The organism is Denitratisoma sp., assembly GCA_032027165.1.
Taxonomy (GTDB): domain Bacteria; phylum Pseudomonadota; class Gammaproteobacteria; order Burkholderiales; family Rhodocyclaceae; genus Desulfobacillus.
Window position 1 is genome coordinate 3,173,380 of the sequence record JAVSMO010000001.1, and the last position, 17,197, is coordinate 3,190,576.

Annotated in this window: 18 protein-coding genes; 9 read left to right on the forward strand and 9 right to left on the reverse strand. The window is 64.4% G+C overall.

Features of this window, described 5'->3' with window-relative positions; genetic code table 11:
- Positions 1 to 35: 35 nt before the first annotated feature.
- The 7 genes from ROZ00_15490 to ROZ00_15520 all read left to right on the forward strand — a co-directional run bounded on the left by ROZ00_15490 (position 36) and on the right by ROZ00_15520 (position 7,420).
- Positions 36 to 1,094 (forward strand): DUF977 family protein, encoded by a 1,059-nt coding sequence (locus tag ROZ00_15490; protein ID MDT3737632.1) that lies wholly within the window; start codon positions 36 to 38, stop codon positions 1,092 to 1,094.
- 9 nt (positions 1,095 to 1,103) lie between these two features.
- Positions 1,104 to 2,045, forward strand: coding sequence for a glycosyltransferase family 4 protein (locus tag ROZ00_15495; GenBank protein MDT3737633.1), 942 nt, complete (start codon positions 1,104 to 1,106; stop codon positions 2,043 to 2,045).
- Positions 2,045 to 3,868: a nucleoside-diphosphate sugar epimerase/dehydratase gene (locus ROZ00_15500; GenBank protein ID MDT3737634.1), complete on the forward strand. Its 1,824-nt coding sequence runs from the start codon at positions 2,045 to 2,047 to the stop codon at positions 3,866 to 3,868. Before ROZ00_15495 ends, ROZ00_15500 begins: the two co-directional genes overlap by 1 nt.
- Positions 3,869 to 3,872: 4 nt before the next feature.
- The gene (gene galE / locus ROZ00_15505) at positions 3,873 to 4,898 is read left to right on the forward strand and encodes a UDP-glucose 4-epimerase GalE (GenBank protein ID MDT3737635.1); all 1,026 of its coding nucleotides are present in this window, start codon (positions 3,873 to 3,875) and stop codon (positions 4,896 to 4,898) included.
- A 163-nt stretch (positions 4,899 to 5,061) separates the two neighbouring features.
- Positions 5,062 to 6,186, forward strand: a complete 1,125-nt coding sequence (locus ROZ00_15510; GenBank protein MDT3737636.1) for a Fic family protein — start codon at positions 5,062 to 5,064, stop codon at positions 6,184 to 6,186.
- Positions 6,183 to 6,998 carry a symmetrical bis(5'-nucleosyl)-tetraphosphatase gene (locus tag ROZ00_15515; GenBank protein MDT3737637.1) on the forward strand — a complete coding sequence of 272 codons (816 nt, stop codon included), beginning with the start codon at positions 6,183 to 6,185 and terminating at the stop codon, positions 6,996 to 6,998. The genes ROZ00_15510 and ROZ00_15515 overlap by 4 nt, the downstream gene beginning before the upstream one ends.
- An 11-nt stretch (positions 6,999 to 7,009) precedes the next feature.
- Positions 7,010 to 7,420 (forward strand): HIT family protein, encoded by a 411-nt coding sequence (locus tag ROZ00_15520; protein ID MDT3737638.1) that lies wholly within the window; start codon positions 7,010 to 7,012, stop codon positions 7,418 to 7,420.
- 9 nt (positions 7,421 to 7,429) lie between these two features.
- Here the strand turns inward: ROZ00_15520 and ROZ00_15525 are convergent, their stop codons facing one another.
- The 9 genes from ROZ00_15525 to ROZ00_15565 form a co-directional block, all read right to left on the reverse strand.
- Positions 7,430 to 8,365, reverse strand: a complete 936-nt coding sequence (locus tag ROZ00_15525) for a carbohydrate kinase family protein (protein MDT3737639.1) — start codon at positions 8,363 to 8,365, stop codon at positions 7,430 to 7,432.
- A 25-nt stretch (positions 8,366 to 8,390) separates the two neighbouring features.
- Complete coding sequence (gene tpx / locus ROZ00_15530) at positions 8,391 to 8,891, reverse strand: thiol peroxidase (protein MDT3737640.1); 501 nt, start codon at positions 8,889 to 8,891, stop codon at positions 8,391 to 8,393.
- Positions 8,892 to 8,917: 26 nt separating this feature from the next.
- Positions 8,918 to 9,772, reverse strand: coding sequence for a DUF3426 domain-containing protein (locus ROZ00_15535; protein ID MDT3737641.1), 855 nt, complete (start codon positions 9,770 to 9,772; stop codon positions 8,918 to 8,920).
- Complete coding sequence (gene prmA / locus ROZ00_15540; GenBank protein MDT3737642.1) at positions 9,769 to 10,656, reverse strand: 50S ribosomal protein L11 methyltransferase; 888 nt, start codon at positions 10,654 to 10,656, stop codon at positions 9,769 to 9,771. Before prmA ends, ROZ00_15535 begins: the two co-directional genes overlap by 4 nt.
- A gap of 9 nt (positions 10,657 to 10,665) precedes the next feature.
- Positions 10,666 to 12,030, reverse strand: coding sequence for an acetyl-CoA carboxylase biotin carboxylase subunit (gene accC, locus ROZ00_15545; protein ID MDT3737643.1), 1,365 nt, complete (start codon positions 12,028 to 12,030; stop codon positions 10,666 to 10,668).
- Positions 12,031 to 12,039: 9 nt separating this feature from the next.
- Positions 12,040 to 12,492, reverse strand: a complete 453-nt coding sequence (gene accB, locus ROZ00_15550) for an acetyl-CoA carboxylase biotin carboxyl carrier protein (protein ID MDT3737644.1) — start codon at positions 12,490 to 12,492, stop codon at positions 12,040 to 12,042.
- A gap of 65 nt (positions 12,493 to 12,557) precedes the next feature.
- Positions 12,558 to 13,043, reverse strand: coding sequence for a type II 3-dehydroquinate dehydratase (gene aroQ, locus ROZ00_15555; protein MDT3737645.1), 486 nt, complete (start codon positions 13,041 to 13,043; stop codon positions 12,558 to 12,560).
- Positions 13,044 to 13,105: 62 nt separating this feature from the next.
- Positions 13,106 to 13,663 (reverse strand): redoxin family protein, encoded by a 558-nt coding sequence (locus ROZ00_15560; GenBank protein MDT3737646.1) that lies wholly within the window; start codon positions 13,661 to 13,663, stop codon positions 13,106 to 13,108.
- A complete protein-coding gene (locus ROZ00_15565; GenBank protein ID MDT3737647.1) occupies positions 13,660 to 14,229 on the reverse strand; it encodes a nucleotidyltransferase in 570 nt (189 codons plus the stop codon). The genes ROZ00_15560 and ROZ00_15565 overlap by 4 nt, the downstream gene beginning before the upstream one ends.
- A 94-nt stretch (positions 14,230 to 14,323) precedes the next feature.
- On the opposite strand from ROZ00_15565, the gene mpl reads away from it, so the two are divergent.
- A complete protein-coding gene (gene mpl, locus ROZ00_15570) occupies positions 14,324 to 15,673 on the forward strand; it encodes a UDP-N-acetylmuramate:L-alanyl-gamma-D-glutamyl-meso-diaminopimelate ligase (GenBank protein ID MDT3737648.1) in 1,350 nt (449 codons plus the stop codon).
- 317 nt (positions 15,674 to 15,990) lie between these two features.
- Positions 15,991 to 17,118, forward strand: coding sequence for a cytochrome c oxidase subunit II (gene coxB, locus ROZ00_15575; GenBank protein ID MDT3737649.1), 1,128 nt, complete (start codon positions 15,991 to 15,993; stop codon positions 17,116 to 17,118).
- Positions 17,119 to 17,197: the final 79 nt, after the last annotated feature.

Below are 17,197 nucleotides of genomic sequence, written 5' to 3' on the forward strand. Positions count from 1 at the left end.
TGGAAAATGGGCGTAAATGGGCGTAGCATTGGCGCATGCTTCGTTCTGAAACGATACAAATCACTTCTGAAATCCTGAGTTTCGTCACCAGGATCGACGAATTCAAAGGTGCCTGGCGCGCCTTGGGTGCGCTTGCGCCCGATCGTCTGTCTGCCCTGCGGCGCGTGGCCACCATCGAAAGCATCGGCTCGTCCACTCGCATCGAGGGCAGCAAGCTGTCCGATCGTGAGGTGGAGCAACTTCTGTCGAATCTGGAAATCAGGTCTTTCTCCACTCGTGACGAGCAGGAGGTGGCCGGTTACGCCGAGCTGATGGATCTGGTGTTCTCGTCCTGGCGCGACATTCCATTCACCGAGAACCACATCAAGCAGTTGCACCAGATACTGCTGCGCCACAGCGAAAAGGACGCATGGCATCGCGGCAACTACAAGACCAGCTCGAACAGCGTCGCCGCCTTCGACGAGCATGGGTCGCAGATCGGAATCGTGTTCGAGACCGCAATACCGTTCGACACTCCTCGCCTGATGACGGAACTCGTGTCCTGGGTGAATCAGGAACGCCAAAGCGTGGATGGGGCCCGCCTGCACCCTTTGTTGATCATCGCCCTGTTCGTCGTTGTGTTTCTGGAAATTCATCCTTTTCAGGACGGCAACGGCAGGCTCTCCCGCGTGCTGACAACACTCCTGCTCCTGCAGGCCGGCTACGTCTATGTGCCTTACAGCTCGCTGGAAAGCGTGATCGAACAGAGCAAGGAAGCCTATTACCTGGCGCTGCGCCAAACCCAGGGAACGATCCGCACGGAGTCGCCGAATTGGCAACCGTGGCTGGTGTTCTTCCTCCGTTCCCTGGCTGAGCAGGTACAGCGATTGGAGAAGAAGATCGAGCGGGAGAAGATCGTGCTGGCGGCCATGCCAGAGCTTCAGCTCCGGATTGTCGAGTTTGCTCGAGAGCATGGCCGTGTGACGATCGGCGGGACGATCAGGCTCACAGGCGCCAGTCGCAATACCCTCAAGCAGCACTTCCGGGCCTTGGTCGAACGCGGCGTATTGAATCAACACGGCAGCGGTCGTGGAGTCTGGTATGACTTGCGCTGAACTGAGGCGATGATGACAGGCAAGCTGTGGCTTGCCGTGCCGGTTTCCTTCGCGCTTTCCTGGGCGATCGTCCGGCTGCGCCTGAAATTTGCGGATCGCGGCCTGGATCGGCCCAACCATCGATCCCTGCATGAACGGCCGACGCCGCATGGCGGCGGGCTGGGCATCGTCCTGGCGCTGCTGGCGACCGGAGTCTGGCTTGGAATGCCGAACCTCCTGCTGGCAATGGTGCTGGGGCTGGCACTGCTCTCGCTGGCGGACGACCTGTGGCACCTGCCGTTCTGGCTGAGGCTGGCGGCGCATCTGGGTGCAGCCGCGTCACTGTGCCATCTGGTCGCGCTGCCGGCCTGGTGGTGGCTGCCGGCGATGCTGGCCGTCGGCTGGATGACGAACCTTTACAATTTCATGGATGGCGCCGACGGACTGGCGGGAAGCCAGGGAGTGGCGGGATTCGCGGCCTATGCGGTGGGCTTCGCCATTGCCGGCGACTCGAACATGGCCACGTGGTGCGCCTCGGCGGCGGCAGCCTGCGCCGGCTTTCTGTGTTTCAATTGGCCGCCGGCGAAAATCTTCATGGGGGACGTGGGATCGATCCCCCTAGGGTTTCTGGCAGGCGGGCTGGGATTGGTCGGGTCATGGCAGGGCGCCTGGCCCTTGTGGTTCCCGCTGCTGGCGTTTGCACCGTTCGTGCTCGACGCGTCGGCGACGCTGGTGAGGCGCGCGCTGGAAGGAAAGCGCGTGTGGGAGGCGCATCGCGAACATGTCTATCAGCGCATGGTGCAGATGGGCTACGGACACCGCGGCATGACGCTGCGCTGGGCCGCCCTGATGGTGGCAGGCGTGCTGATGGCCGTGGCGCTGCTGGCATTGCCGGCCTGGATGCAGTGGATCGCCGTGCCGGCGTGGCTGACTTTTCTGGCATGGCTGGGAATTCGGGCGATACATAAATAATGAACTGGCGCGCACTGCTCGCATTCATTCACGACCTGACGGCGACGGCCCTCATGTGGCTGGCTGCCTACTGGATCCGCTTCAATTTCGATACCCCCCCGGATTTCGTGGCGACCTCCTGGAAGGCACTGGCCTGGGTGATGCCGCTCTATGCGGTGATCTACCTGAAGTTCGGTCTGTACCGCGGCATCTGGCGCTATGCCAGCATGGGCGATCTGCGCCGGCTGCTGATCGCGGTGGGCCTGGGGGCGGTTGCCACGGCCGGCATCGTCTACATGATCCAGGCGGCCGGCATTCCGCGCTCGATCCTGCTGCTGCACCCCATCCTGCTGCTGCTGGCGATGGGCGGCAACCGCTTCCTGTATCGGGCCTGGAAGGATGGTCACCTCTTCTCGCGGAACCTGCACGACGGGCAGCCGGTGCTGGTGCTTGGCGCCGGTGACGCTGCGGCCATGCTGCTCAAGGATCTGTCGCGCAGTACGGCGTGGCGGGTGGTCGGCCTGCTCGACGACGACGCAGCCAAGCACGGAAGGCGCCTCGTCGACGTGCCGATCCTCGGACCGCTTGCTGCCGTGGCCGAACAGGCCGGGCGCCTCGACGTGACGCATGCCATCATTGCCATGCCGAACGTGTCGGCCGCACAGCGCCGCCGGGCGGCGGAACTGGCGGGCGCTGCGGGGTTGACTGTGCTGACCGTGCCGGCCATGGCCGATGTGTTGTCGGGCAAGGTGTCCGTCTCGCAGGTGCGCAAGGTCGAACTGGAAGACCTGCTCGGCCGCGATCCGATTCAGCTCGACGACGAGGGGCTGCACCGCCTGCTGACGGGCCGACGGGTGCTGGTAACCGGCGCCGGGGGCTCGATCGGCTCCGAGTTGTGCCGCCAGATCGCCAACTATGCGCCGGCACAGCTGGTGTTGTTCGAGCAGTCCGAATTCGCCCTCTATCGCATCGAGCAGGAGTTTTCCGCAAGTTTCCCGGAAGTTCGCATTGTTTGCCTTGTCGGCGACGTCAAGGAGGAGGCCAGCCTGACATCCGCCTTTGCCACGTATCGGCCCGATGTGGTGTTTCATGCGGCCGCCTACAAGCATGTGCCGCTCATGGAAAACGAGAACGCCTGGCAGGCGGTGCGCAACAATGTGCTTGGAACCTGGCGCGTGGCGCGCGCGGCGATGGCGGCCGGCATCGACAAGTTCGTCATGGTGTCCACCGACAAGGCGGTGAATCCGACCAACGTGATGGGCGCCAGCAAGCGCCTGGCGGAGATGGTCTGCCAGGCCTTGCAGGCGGAGAGCGGGGGCACGCACTTCGTCACGGTCCGCTTCGGCAACGTGCTGGGCAGCAGCGGCAGTGTGATTCCACGGTTCCGCGAGCAGATCGCCCGCGGCGGGCCGGTGACGGTGACGCATCCGGACATCATCCGCTACTTCATGCTGATTCCCGAGGCGGCGCAGCTGGTGCTGCAGGCCGGCCTGATGGGGCAGGGCGGCGAAATTTACGTCCTCGACATGGGCGAACCGGTGAAGATCGTCGATCTGGCCCGCGACATGATCCGGCTCTCCGGTTACACCGAGGAGGAGATCAGGATCGTCTTCACCGGCTTGCGCCCCGGCGAAAAACTCTTCGAAGAGCTGCTCGCCGACGGCGAACATACGCTGCCGACGCCGCATCCCAAGCTGCGCATCGCGCGGGCGCAGGCTGCGCTGTCGGCGGTGGAGATGGCGGATCTTGTGGCCTGGCTGCTGGGTGCGCCGCAGGGAGAACAGGCCGTCAAGCAACACCTGACGCGGTTCGTCCCGGAGTATCGACCCCGCCAGCCGGAATGAGCTTATGAAATCCGCAAACACGATTCTGGTAACGGGCGGCGCCGGCTACATCGGTTCCCATGCCTGTATTGAATTGCTGCAGGCCGGTTATGGCGTGGTGGTGGTCGACAACCTGTGCAACAGCCGCCGCGAGGTGTTTGGGCGGATCGAGCGGATCGCAGGCCGGCCGGTCGCCTTCCACGAATGCGACGTGCGCGACGCGGCAGCCCTGCGCGCGGTGTTCCGCGAACACGCCATCGGCGCGGTGCTGCATTTCGCCGGCCTGAAGGCGGTCGAGGAGTCCGTTGCGCGACCGCTGGACTACTACGAGAACAACGTCGGCGGCACGCTGACGTTGTGCGAGGCGATGTCTGAAGCCGGGGTCAGGCAACTGGTCTTCAGTTCGTCGGCCACGGTATACGGAGACCCCGATGCGGTGCCGGTTGGCGAGGATCATCCGTTGCGGCCGACGAACCCCTATGGCCGCAGCAAGGTCATGGTCGAGTCGATCCTGCAGGATCTTTTCCGTTCCGACTCCGCCTGGAAGATCGCGCTGCTGCGCTATTTCAATCCCGTCGGCGCCCACGAGAGCGGTCTGATCGGCGAGGATCCGGGCGGTGTGCCGAACAATCTCGTGCCTTTCATTGCCCAGGTGGCGGTGGGCCGGCGCGAGGCGCTCAATGTGTACGGCAACGATTACCCGACGCCGGACGGCACGGGAGTGCGGGACTATATTCATGTCGTCGATCTCGCCCGCGGCCACCTGGCGGCGCTGGAGAAGCTGGCGACAAGCCACGCGGTGATCACCGCAAATCTTGGCACCGGGCGCGGCTACAGCGTACTGGAAGTGGTCGAGGCGTTCCGCCAGGCTTCGGGCCGGGATATCCCCTATCGCTTCGTTGCCCGGCGCGCGGGCGATGTCGCCGCCTGCTACGCCGACCCGGAATTGGCCGCCCGCTTGCTGGGCTGGCGCGCCGAGCGCGGCCTAGAGCAGATGTGCCGGGATGCCTGGCGCTGGCAGAGCATGAATCCGAACGGCTACGCCGGGTAGGCCACCCTGGCCAGAGATTGCAGGCCACGATGAAAAGACGCATATCTCCTGCTTTCCGGATAATTTGACGTGATGGATTGTTATTCTTAATATTACAATGTGTTAGGGAAACAATAATATTGTCAAAATGGCGCGAACAAAGGCCTTGTCTGCGGAAGATCTGATGCGAGCCATTGTCGTCGCGGGGCCTTATGGGGCCACCCCCGATGCTTTGGGGGCACGGTTTGCCGGAATCAGCCGATCTACGCTCAATCGCCGCCTGCGAGATCTGGTGACTGAAGGGCGCATCAAGGCGATCGGGAAGGGGCCTGGCATACGCTATGTTTCTGGGGCGCAATTCCCGGAGGAGGATATACGGCGCTATTTTGAAACCGACTGGCAGGCGCGGCCCTCCGTTGGTTTCCGTGAAGAGCAGCTATTGCCGGAACCCGGGATCTCCCCGGAAAAGGCGGCGCGGTTGCGCAAGCTCAATGCCATTTCGCGCCCGCTCGACAGGAAGTTTCTGGCGGATTTCCTGATCGATTTTTCATGGGCCTCGTCGTTGCTCGAGGGCGGCACTTACTCGGCCATCGATACCCAGGCGCTGATCGAATACGGCCAACGCAATCCGGACAAGCCGGTCGAGGATGCGCTGCTCATTCTCAATCACAAGAATGCCATCGAGTATCTGTGGTCGCACCGCGAACTTACCGTCGAAACCTTGTGCCGGCTTCATTCCCTGCTTACAGACCGGCATGGGCTTGCCGATGCTGCGGATTCGGAGCATTTCCTGCCCGACGGGCAACTCGGCGTGCCGAGGGAATACGAGGAGGTGCGGCTGGGGCGGTCAGCCTACGGGCCGCCTTTCCGTCCCGGGACAGGTTACATTGGCAGGGCGCTGGCACTGGTTGTCGATACGGCCGTGAAACTGGAACCTGTTGCGGCGGCGCTTTATCTGATGACGCGCCTTCCTTATCTGCAGGCCTTCGCAAACGGCAACAAGAGGACTTCCCGCCTTGCCGCCAATCTGCCTTTGCTGAGGGCGGGCATGCTGCCGATATCGTTCGTGGACTTCGTGAAGGCGGACTATGTGCTCGGGATGTCCGCCTATTACGAGCTTGGCGACATCCAGATCATCGAGCGGGTTTTCATTCAAGGTTATGTGAGGTCGATCGTTCGCGGCAGCGACTTGCCGGCATCCGTTCGGGTCGGCGGCTTCAAGGTGGATGAGGTTGCGGGAGAACTGGTGAAGTATGTTCAGTCTGGCCGTATGCCGGCACACCCCGCTGCCGCCCTGTTCCTGACATGACCACCTACGCCATCGGCGACATCCAGGGCTGCTTCGACTCCTTCCGCCGCCTGCTCGACCTGGCCCGCTTCGATCCGGCGCGCGACCGCCTTTGGCTGGTCGGCGACCTGGTCAATCGCGGCCCGCATTCGTTGGAGACGCTGCGCTTCGTCAAGGAACTGGGTAATGCTGCAATCACGGTGCTGGGCAACCACGACCTGCACCTGCTGATGCTGTCCGAGGGCTACTCGAAGAAGCATCATGACGATACGGTGGATGCCATTCTGGAGGCGCACGACCGCGACGAATTGCTCGACTGGCTGCGCCATTGCCCCATGATGCATGTCGAGGACGGTCATGCCCTGTTGCATGCCGGCCTGCTGCCGCAGTGGACGGTGGCGCAGGCGCAACGACTGGCTGGCGAGGTCGAGGCAGCGCTGCAGGCGGAGAACTACCGCGACTTCCTCGCCAACATGTGGGGCAGCGAGCCGCCGTCATGGGGTGATGACCTGACCGGCTGGCCGCGCTTGCGGGTGATCGTGAATGCCATGACGCGGATGCGCTTCTGCTCGCCGGACGGCGTCATGGAATTCAAGACCAAGGGCGAGCTGGCCGATGCGCCGGAGGGTTATTTGCCGTGGTTCGCCGTGCCCGGTCGCAGGAGTGCCGACCATGTCCTGGTGACCGGTCACTGGTCGGCGCTGGGACTCCGCATCGAGCCGAACCTGCTGGCGCTCGATTCGGGCTGCCTGTGGGGGCGGCATCTGACGGCGGTGCGCCTGCCTGAGCGGGAAGTGTTCCAGATCGACTGTGCGGGCGAAGACGTTACGTGATGGAGGAGAAATTGGACGATTGCGTATTCTGCAAGATCGTGCGCGGCGAGATTCCGGCGACGGTGGTGCTGCAGGACGAGCACACCCTCGTCTTCATGGACATCGGCAGCGTGAATCCCGGCCACATGCTGGTGGCGGCGAAGCCGCATGTCGAGAACCTGCAGGGCATGGACGAGGCCCTGGCGGGTGCGATGTTCCGCTCGGCGGCGCGCGCGGCCCGCGCCATCGAGGCGGTGTTCAAGCCGGCCGGCATTTCCGTCTATCAGGCCAACGGCGCCGCGGCCGGACAGACCGTGTTTCATGCGCACATCCATGTGCTGCCGCGCTGGGAGAACGACGGCCTGACGTTCACCTGGCCGGTGAAGAATCCCTCGCGCGAAGAACTGGAGCGCGTCGCCGCACAGCTGCGCGCGGCGCTGTAGCTCGGACCTTTACCAGGGCTTCTCGCCGAACGCGGCCTCGTAGCGCCCGGCAATCTGCTCCCGCACCAGCTTGTGGTTTTGCCCGCCGCGGTGGGCGATCTTGATCGAGCCCATCAGCGAGGCGAGGCGTCCCGCCTTCTCCCAGCCCATGCCGCTGGCGATGCCATACAGCAGTCCGGCGCGGAAAGCGTCGCCGCAGCCGGTCGGGTCGATCAGGTCGTCCGGCCTGACGCTGGGGATGGCGAGGCGCCGGCCGCCGGCATGGATTTCCGCGCCGTTGGCACCGAGCGTGATGACGAAGGCGTCCACCATGCCGGCCAATTCCTCGACGGGCTTGCCGGTTTTCTCCGACAGCAGCCTGGCCTCATAGTCGTTGACGCAGCAGTAGTCGGCCAGCTGCAGGAAGTTCAGCAGTTCGCCGCCGTTGAAGAGCGGCAGCCCCTGGCCGGGGTCGAAGATGAAGGGCACGCCGGCGTCGTGGAATTCCTGCGCATGCTGCATCATGCCGTCGCGCCCGTCGGGCGCAACGATGCCGATAGTCAGTCCCTGCGCATCGGCGACATGGTTGAAATGCGAGTGGTTCATCGCCCCCGGATGGAAGGCGGTGATCTGGTTGTCGTCCAGGTCGGTCGTGATGAAGGCCTGGGCGGTGAAGGTCGAGGGCACCTCCCTGACGTGGCTGCGGTCGAGCTGCAGGCGCTCCAGCCGCTGCAGGTAGGGCCCGCTGTCCTCGCCGACGGTGGCCATGATGAGCGGCTCGCCGCCGAGCAGCTTGAGGCTGTAGGCGATGTTCCCCGCGCAGCCGCCGTACTCGCGCCGCATATCCGGCACGTGGAAGGCGACGTTGAGGATGTGCAGCTGGTCGGGCAGGATGTGGTTCTTGAAGCGGTCATGGAACACCATGATGGTGTCGTAGGCCATCGAGCCGCAGATCAGCGTCCTCATTGCGCGGGGATCCTTTCCTTGTCGATTACTTGAGTGCGGCAAGGGCCGCGTCGTAGTTCGGCTCCTGCTTGATCTCGGGCACGAGCTCGGTGTAGGCCACCTTGTCGTTCTCGTCGATGATGACGACGGCGCGCGCGGTGATGCCGGCGAGCGGCCCGTCCTCGATGCCGACACCGTAGTTCTTCAGGAACTCGCGGCCGCGCATGGTGGACAGCGAGACGACGTTCTTCAGGCCCTCGGTCTCGCAGAAGCGCTTCATGGCGAAGGGCAGGTCGGCCGAGATCACCAGCACCACGGTGTTGGGCAGGCTGCCAGCCTGCTCGTTGAACTTGCGGGTGGACGTGGCGCAGACCGGGGTGTCCAGGCTTGGCACGATGTTGAGCACTTTGCGCTTGCCGGCGAAGTCTTTCAAAGTCAGGTCGCGCAGGTCGGCGGCGACCAGCGAGAAGGCCGGCGCGGCGCTGCCGGGCTTGGGCAGATCGCCGCTGAGATGGATGGGATTGCCTGCAAGGGTAACGGTCGTCATGGTTTTTCTCCTAGGTTGGGGGTTGCTCAGGGGTAGAACAGGTACAGCCGGTAGCCGCTGGCGCCGACATTGCCGGTGTCGAGCCAGAGGTTGACCGCCAGATCGCCGTTGGCGGCAAAGCCGGCGCGGACATTCGCGCCCTCCGACAGATACTCGGCCGGCGCGAAAACCCTGCGGACCATCGGCTGGTCGCGCATGTCGGTCAATGTTACCTCTAGGTGCGGATATTCCTGCACGAAGGGTGCTCGGTTCTTCAGCGTGGCCGCCAGCACCAGCAGGTTCTTCTGCTGCGGATCGGGATGCAGGTCCGAGGCCTCGATGCTGACCAGATCGGTCTTGCGCGGCAGTGGAATGTCGCATCCGAGTTGGCTGCACAGTTCCTCCAGCTGCGGACGCCAGTCGGGCTGGGAGAGCGCCAGTTCGGCGCGGAAGACATAGACGGCCTGCGCCAGCAGCAGGGCCAGCGCGAGCACGCCGGCCGCGGCCCAGGCATACGTGCCGCCTTGCCGGGCGGGCGGCGGCACCTCAGTTGCCTGGATGTCCTCGAGCAGGATGTCGACGGATCCGGTAGCGGCCGTATCCGCCTCGGCCTCAGCCGCCTCTGCTTCTGCCCCGGCCTCGTCTGCGCGCGGCTCGGGTGGAATATTTTCCGGTGCGGCTGTTTCGGCGGGAGGCGCTGTGGCGGGAGCCGCCGGAATGGGCTCTGCGGCAGGAGCGGGCTGCGGCGCCGCCTCGGCGACAGGCGGCGCGTCCTCCAGCGACTCCAGCGCATTGAATACCGCCTTGCAATGGCCGCAGCGCACCTTGCCGGCGCGCGCCTTGAGCTGCTCCGGGGTGACGCGGAAGGCCGTGCTGCACGTCGGGCAGCGGGTCAGCATCATTTCCGCACGCCCTCCAGCAGGGCCCAACCCTCCCTTTCGGCCCAGACGGTCAGGTCGAATGCGGGCCGATAGGCCTGCCGGACCTGCTCGATCTGAGTGGACAGGATGCCCGAGAGCGCGATCCGCCCGGCCGGCCGGGTGCGCCCGGCGAGCAGGGGGGCCAGCACGCAGAGCGGATTGGTGAGGATGTTGGCGACGACGATGTCGAATTGCATGTCGAGGGGCTGAGCGGAATGCACCAGGTGCAGCGTCACGCCGTTGCGCTCGGCGTTGCCGGCTGCCGCGAGGAGGGCGTTCTCGTCGATGTCGACGCCCGTCACGCGGCCAGCACCGAGCTTTGCTGCGGCGATGGCTAATATACCCGAACCGCAGCCGTAATCGAGCACGCTGGCGGCGCCCTGCACATGAGCGCAGAGCCATTCCAGGCACAGCCGCGTCGTCGGGTGGCTGCCGGTGCCGAAAGCCAGCCCCGGATCCAGTTCCAGATTGATCGCGCCGGGATCCGGCGCGTCATGCCAGGACGGCACGATCCACAGCCTTTCGTTGATGCGGATCGGCTCGAACTGCGACTGGGTCAGCCGCACCCAGTCTTGCTCGGCGACTTCGGCGATTTCGTATGGCGGGGTGGCTGCCAGGCCTGCCTCGCCCGCCGCTGCCGCGGCAATCAGGGGGATGTCGGCATCCTTCTCGAAAAGCGCGACGACGCGGCTATGCGCCCACAGCGGCGCCGGCGAGCTGCCCGGTTCGCCGAACTGCGGCGTCTCGCGCTCGGTGCCGGCATCGGCATCCTCGACGCCGACCGAGACGGCGCCCAGTGCCAGCAAGGCGTCGGAGAGCGCCTCGGCATGCGCGGCGTCGGTGGCGATCGAGACGGAGAGCCACATGGGCCGGCGTCACTTGCCCTTGACGGCCTCGTCCTTCGCGGCCAGCTTCTGCTCGAGGTAGTGGATGCTGGTGCCGCCCTTGACGAAGCGGTGGTCCTGCATCAGTTCCTGGTGCAGCGGGATGTTGGTCTTGATGCCCTCGACCACCATTTCCGAAAGCGCGATGCGCATGCGGCGGATGGCCTGGTCGCGGGTGTCGCCGTAGGCGATCAGCTTGCCGATCATCGAGTCGTAGTGCGGCGGCACGTTGTAGCCGCTGTAGGCATGCGAATCGACGCGGATGCCGGGTCCGCCGGGCGGATGGTAGGAGACGATGCGCCCCGGCGAGGGCGTGAACTTGAAAGGGTCCTCGGCATTGATGCGGCACTCGATGGCATGGCCCTTCAGCTCGATGTCGCGCTGGCGGAGAGCGAGCTTTTCCCCCGCGGCGATGCGGATCTGCTGCTGCACCAGGTCGATGCCGGTGATGAACTCGGTCACCGGGTGCTCGACCTGCAGGCGGGTATTCATCTCGATGAAGTAGAACTCGTTGTTCTCGTAGAGGAACTCGAAGGTGCCGGCGCCGCGGTAGCCGATCTTGCGGCAGGCCTCGGCGCAGCGGTCGCCGATCCGCGTGATGAGGCGGCGGGCGATGTCCGGCGCCGGCGCCTCCTCGATGATCTTCTGGTGGCGGCGCTGCATGGAGCAGTCGCGCTCGCCCAGCCAGACGGCGTTCTTGTAGGAATCCGCCAGCACCTGGAACTCGATGTGGCGCGGATTCTCCAGGAACTTCTCCATGTACACCATCGGATTGCCGAAGGCGGCCTGCGCCTCGGCGCGGGTCATGGTGACGGCGTTGAGCAGCGCCGCCTCGGTGTGCACGACGCGCATGCCGCGCCCGCCGCCGCCGCCGGCGGCCTTGATGATGACCGGGTAGCCGACCGCGCGGGCGATCTTGACGATCTCCTTGGGATCTTCCGGGAGGGCGCCGTCCGAGCCGGGCACGCAGGGCACGCCGGCGACCTTCATGGCGTCCTTGGCGGACACCTTGTCGCCCATCAGCCGGATGGTTTCGGGCCGCGGGCCGATGAAGACGAAGCCGGACTTCTCCACCCGCTCGGCGAAGTCGGCGTTCTCGGAGAGGAAGCCGTAGCCGGGATGGATGGCCTCGGCGTCCGTCACCTCGGCCGCCGAGATGATGGCCGGGATGTTGAGGTAGCTGGCCGAGGAGGGAGCCGGTCCGATGCAGACCGATTCGTCGGCGAGCTTGACGTATTTGGCCTCGGTGTCGGCCTCGGAATGCACGACCACCGTCTTGATGCCCATTTCGCGGCAGGCGCGCTGGATGCGCAGGGCTATTTCACCGCGGTTGGCGATGAGGATCTTTTCGAACATGGCGGGAATTTAGCCGATGATGAAGAGGGGCTGGCCATACTCCACCGGCTGGCCGTTTTCGACCAGGATGGCCTTGATCACGCCCGAGGCGTCCGCCTCGATCTCGTTCATGAGCTTCATGGCTTCGATGATGCAGAGGGTGTCGCCGGCCTTGACCGTTTGGCCGACTTCGACGAAGGACTGGGCGCCCGGCGCGGAAGAGCGGTAAAAGGTGCCGACCATCGGCGCCTTGACGGCATGGCCTTCCGGTTCGGCGGCGACCGGCTCGGCTGGCGCGGCAGCCGGTGCGGCGGGCACTGCTTGCGGCGCCGGGCTGGCGTGGTGCATATGAAAGGAGGGCGCTGGCGCTGAACCGCCCTGCTTGGCGATGCGCACCTTCTCCTCCCCTTCGGTGATTTCCAGTTCGGCAATGCCGGACTTTTCCACCAGATCGATCAAGGCCTTCAGTTTTCTGAGGTCCATTTTTTCTCTCCCTCCATTAAAGAACGCCGCAGCGGCCGTCCAGGAGCCCCGCTGCGGAACGATAACTAGCGAATGCGGTTGAGCGCGTAGTCGAGGGCCAGCCGGTAGCCGTGGCTGCCGAGGCCGCAAATGACGCCGGCGGCGATGTCCGAGAAATAGGAATGCCGGCGGAAGGGTTCTCGCGCGTGGATATTGGACAGATGCACTTCGACGAACGGTATGGCCACTGCAGCCAGCGCGTCGCGCAGGGCGACGCTGGTATGGGTGTAGCCGCCCGGGTTGATGACGATGAAGGCCACCCCTTCGCTGCGGGCCGCTTGGACGCGGTCGACCAGGTCGCCCTCATGGTTGCTCTGGAAGGTAATCAGGTCGACCGAGGCCGACTTGGCCTGCCTGGCAAGGCTTGCGTTGATGTCCGCCAGCGTTTCGCGTCCGTAGATTTCCGGCTCCCGCAGACCCAATAAATTGAGATTCGGCCCATGCAGGACCAGTATGCGTTGCTTGCCCTTGGCATTCTTGGTTGTGCTTGGGCGGGCTTTCTTGGCATTCATGTGCGCAAGTTTGCCGCAAATCGCAGCAATTTGTCCAGATTTGCGGGTGTTATCCTGAAAAGTCAGTTCGGCAGGAGCGCCGACTGAATGGCTTTTTCCAGATCCGGCGTGGCGAATTTGCCCAACTTGACTTGCTGCGGCGTACCGTCCGGACGAAGTATGACCGTGAATGGCAAGGCCTTGGCGCGATTGCCTAAATCGCTTGAGAGGTCGAGCGTTTCCAGATTGCTGATGAGAAGCGGATAGGAAATCTCGATCTCTTTCCGGAATGCCAGGACTTTCTCTGCGGAATCGATGCTGATGCCAATGAATTGGACGCCGTTCGCGGCGTATTTACTGCTGATTCTCGAAAATTCCGGCATTTCTTCCTTGCAGGGCGGGCACCAGGTTGCCCAGAAATTGACCACCAGTACCTTGCCCTTCCATTGCGACAGCGATTGAAGTCTGCCCTCCAGGTCGGGCAGGGTCAGGGCGAGCAGGCGGGCTGGCGCATCGGCGGTCGGCGCAGACTCGCGAGGCGGCGGGGATACCGGCTGCGGCCTGCCGTAAAAGTAACCTGCAGTTGCGGCTAAGGTCGAGACCGCAATGATCAGCAGGGAATGGCGAACCACCCGGCTCATGCTGCAGCGGCACCCAGCAGGGCTTCCACCGAAGACAGGCGGGCGCGTTCGGAAATCCTGCCATTGCGGCGCTTATGGGCGCGTTCGGCATCCGGCTCGAACAGGGACAGCCTTACGGGGAGATCATTCCAGTCGAATGTGAGTACGCACTCTGGCGCCTCTGCCCCGCCACGCCGGGGTTCGTTCTGCTCGAAGCGAATGCCCTGGTTGAGCAGGAATATCTCCACTTCCTTGCTGCTGTCCGGGAAGGCTTCCAGTTCGATTTCGGCATAGCGCCCGGCTGTGCCGTCCAGTACCGCGCCGGTCAGGTAAGGCCGGAAGGGATCGAGCAGGCGCATGACTTCGACGGCCGTTTCGCGCATTTCCTGCAGGCGCTCGCGCTGCTCCTCCTCCTGATAGATCGCCTGGTAGGCGCGCAGTTCAGCCTCGATTTCGGCGTTGTTGGGAAGGGCTTCGGTTTCGGGCGCGCCGAGCTGGCGGGCCGCCTTGCGCTTGGCCAGGCCGTAGTCGGCAATGCCATCCTCGGCCATCAGGCGGGCCGCCAGCGCGGCAATGCTCCGCCGCATGGCGTTGAGTCGCAGGGAGTTCCGATCATGATGGGACATGGCGGGCGACGCTGAGGGATCGGTTAGAATTCGCCGCTATTCTAGCTTGATCGCCATGCATATCCACATCCTCGGCATCTGCGGCACCTTCATGGGCGGCATCGCTCTGCTGGCCAGGGCTTCCGGCCATCGCGTGACCGGCTGCGATGCCAATGTTTACCCGCCGATGAGCACACAGCTCGAGGCGGAGGGTATCGAACTGATCGAGGGCTACGACGCGGCGCAGGCCGGACTGGCGCCCGACCTGTTCGTGATCGGCAATGCCATTTCCCGCGGCAATCCGCTGCTGGAGGAGATTCTCGACAAGGGGCTGGCCTATGTGTCCGGCCCGCAATGGCTGGCCGCGAATGTGTTGCGCGACAAATGGGTGCTGGCCGTCGCGGGGACCCACGGCAAGACGACCACCTCGTCGCTGCTGGCCTGGATCCTGGAGCACGCCGGGATGAACCCCGGCTTTCTCATCGGCGGCGTGCCGCAGGATTTCGGCGTGTCGGCGCGACTGACTTCCAGCCCTTTCTTCGTCATCGAGGCGGACGAATACGACACGGCCTTCAGCGACAAGCGCTCGAAGTTTGTTCATTACGGGGCGCGGACCGCAATCCTGAATAATCTTGAATTCGATCACGCAGACATCTTCAGCGATCTTGCAGCCATCGAGACGCAATTTCACCATTTTGTGCGGATCCTGCCTAAATCCGGCCTGATCGTTGCTAATGCGGCCGAAGCCAGCCTGAAGCGGGTTCTCCAGCGCGGTTGCTGGACGCCGGTCGAGTGGTTCGGCAACGCGGATGGGTGGAATCTGGGTGAGTTGGCCCCGGACGGTTCCTGCATCGTGAGTTTCGCGGGCGGCGAGGTCGGCCGCTTGCGTCTGGCGCTGGCCGGCGCCCACAACCGGGCGAATGCGCTGGCGGCCGTTGCCGCGGCGCGGCATGCCGGCGTGCCGCCGGCCGCTGCGCTGGAGGCGCTGGCGTGCTTCGGTGGCGTCAAGCGCCGACTGGAGGTTCGTGGCACATCGGGCAATGTGACGGTCTATGACGATTTCGCGCATCACCCGACGGCCATCGCGGCGACGATCGCCGGCTTGCGTCAGCGTATCGCTGGCGGACGCATCCTAGCGGTGCTGGAACCGCGCTCCAACACCATGAAACTGGGCGTGATGAAGGCGCAATTGCCGGACAGCCTGCGCGAGGCCGAACTGACGTTCTGTTACGCGGCCGGCCTGGGCTGGGATGTCCGCGGTGCCCTGCAGCCGCTCGGCGAGCGGGCGCAGGTCTTTGAGGATATCGACGCCCTTGTCGCGGCGGTTTCGGCTGCTGCCCGCGCGGGCGATCATGTGCTCGTCATGAGCAATGGCGGCTTCTGCGGGGTGCATGGCCGGCTGCTCGAAGCCCTCGCTTCCCGCTGACCGCCGTCCCGCCGGCCGCTGAGGGCGCGCGCCCGAAGCCCCCCCCATCCTCGCCTTTCCGGGCGAGTTAAATCCCCACAATCCCTAAGTGTTTTTGATCTGGATCAATGCTTCTTGAAAGAATCCGGGCCGCGTGTTAGCGTACTGGAAACTTTATATCTAAATAATGATGGTCGCGCGATCTGCGCCGGGGGATTTCTGAGTGGATAGTGCCTGCCGATGGGAACGACGTTCAGGGCGTCCTCCCCGGCCGGCGCACATGCCATGTCTGCTCGAAACGCGACGAACAACCTTCAAGGAGAGAGTGGCTGATGGGAATGCATAACAAGACTAAGTCGCGTTTGGCGGGCCTTGCGCTCATGGCCTGGTCGGGCATGGCGCTGGCCGCCTGGGAACTCAACTTCCAGACGCCCGCCACCAAGGCCGCCCAGACGGTGATCGACCTGCACGACCTGATGATGATCATCATCGTCGTCATTTTCATCGGCGTCTTCGCGGTGATGTTCTATTCGGTGTTCGCCCACCGCAAGTCGAAGGGCCATCAGGCCGCCCAGTTTCACGACAACACCCTGGTCGAGATCGCCTGGACCGTCATTCCCCTGCTGATCCTGATCGGCATGGCCTGGCCCGCCACCAAGGCCGTGCTCAACATGCGCGATACCGCCCAGGCCGACATCACCATCAAGGCGACCGGTTACCAGTGGAAGTGGGGCTACGATTACCTCAAGGGCGAGGGCGAGGGCATCCGCTTCATGAGCCTGATGTCCACGCCGCCGGAGCAGATTCGCGGCGCGGCGGCCAAGGGCGGCAATTATCTGCTCGAGGTCGACCGGCATCTCGTCGTCCCCGTCGGCAAGAAGGTTCGCGTCCTGACCACGGCGACCGACGTGATCCATTCCTGGTGGGTGCCGGCCCTGGCGGTGAAGCAGGATGCCATTCCGGGCTATGTGCGCGATACCTGGTTCAAGGCGGAGAAGGAGGGCATCTACCGCGGCCAGTGCGCCGAGTTGTGCGGCAAGGACCACGCCTTCATGCCGATCGTGGTCGAGGTGGTCTCGGCCGAGAAATACACGCAATGGGTCGGGGCGCAGAAGCAGCAGATGGCCGCCGCGGCCGACGAGGGCGCGAAAACCTATTCCCTGGACGAGCTGAAGAGCCGCGGCGAGAAGGTTTACGCAGCCAACTGCGTGGCCTGCCATCAGGCCAACGGCAAGGGTCTGCCGCCCACCTTCCCGGGGCTCGACGGCTCGAAGATCGCCACGGGACCGAAGGCGGCGCACATCGACATCGTCCTGCACGGCAAGCCCAACACCGCCATGGCGGCCTACGGCGGCCAGCTCAGCGACGGCGACATCGCGGCCGTCGTGACGTACGAGCGCAACGCCTGGGGCAACAAGACCGGCGACGTCGTGCAGCCTGCCGAGATCAAGGCGGCGCGCAAATAAACCGAATTCGCGGACAAGGAGACAAGATGGAAGCCACCCACGCTCACGGCGCAGGTCACGCACACGGGGACGGTCATTC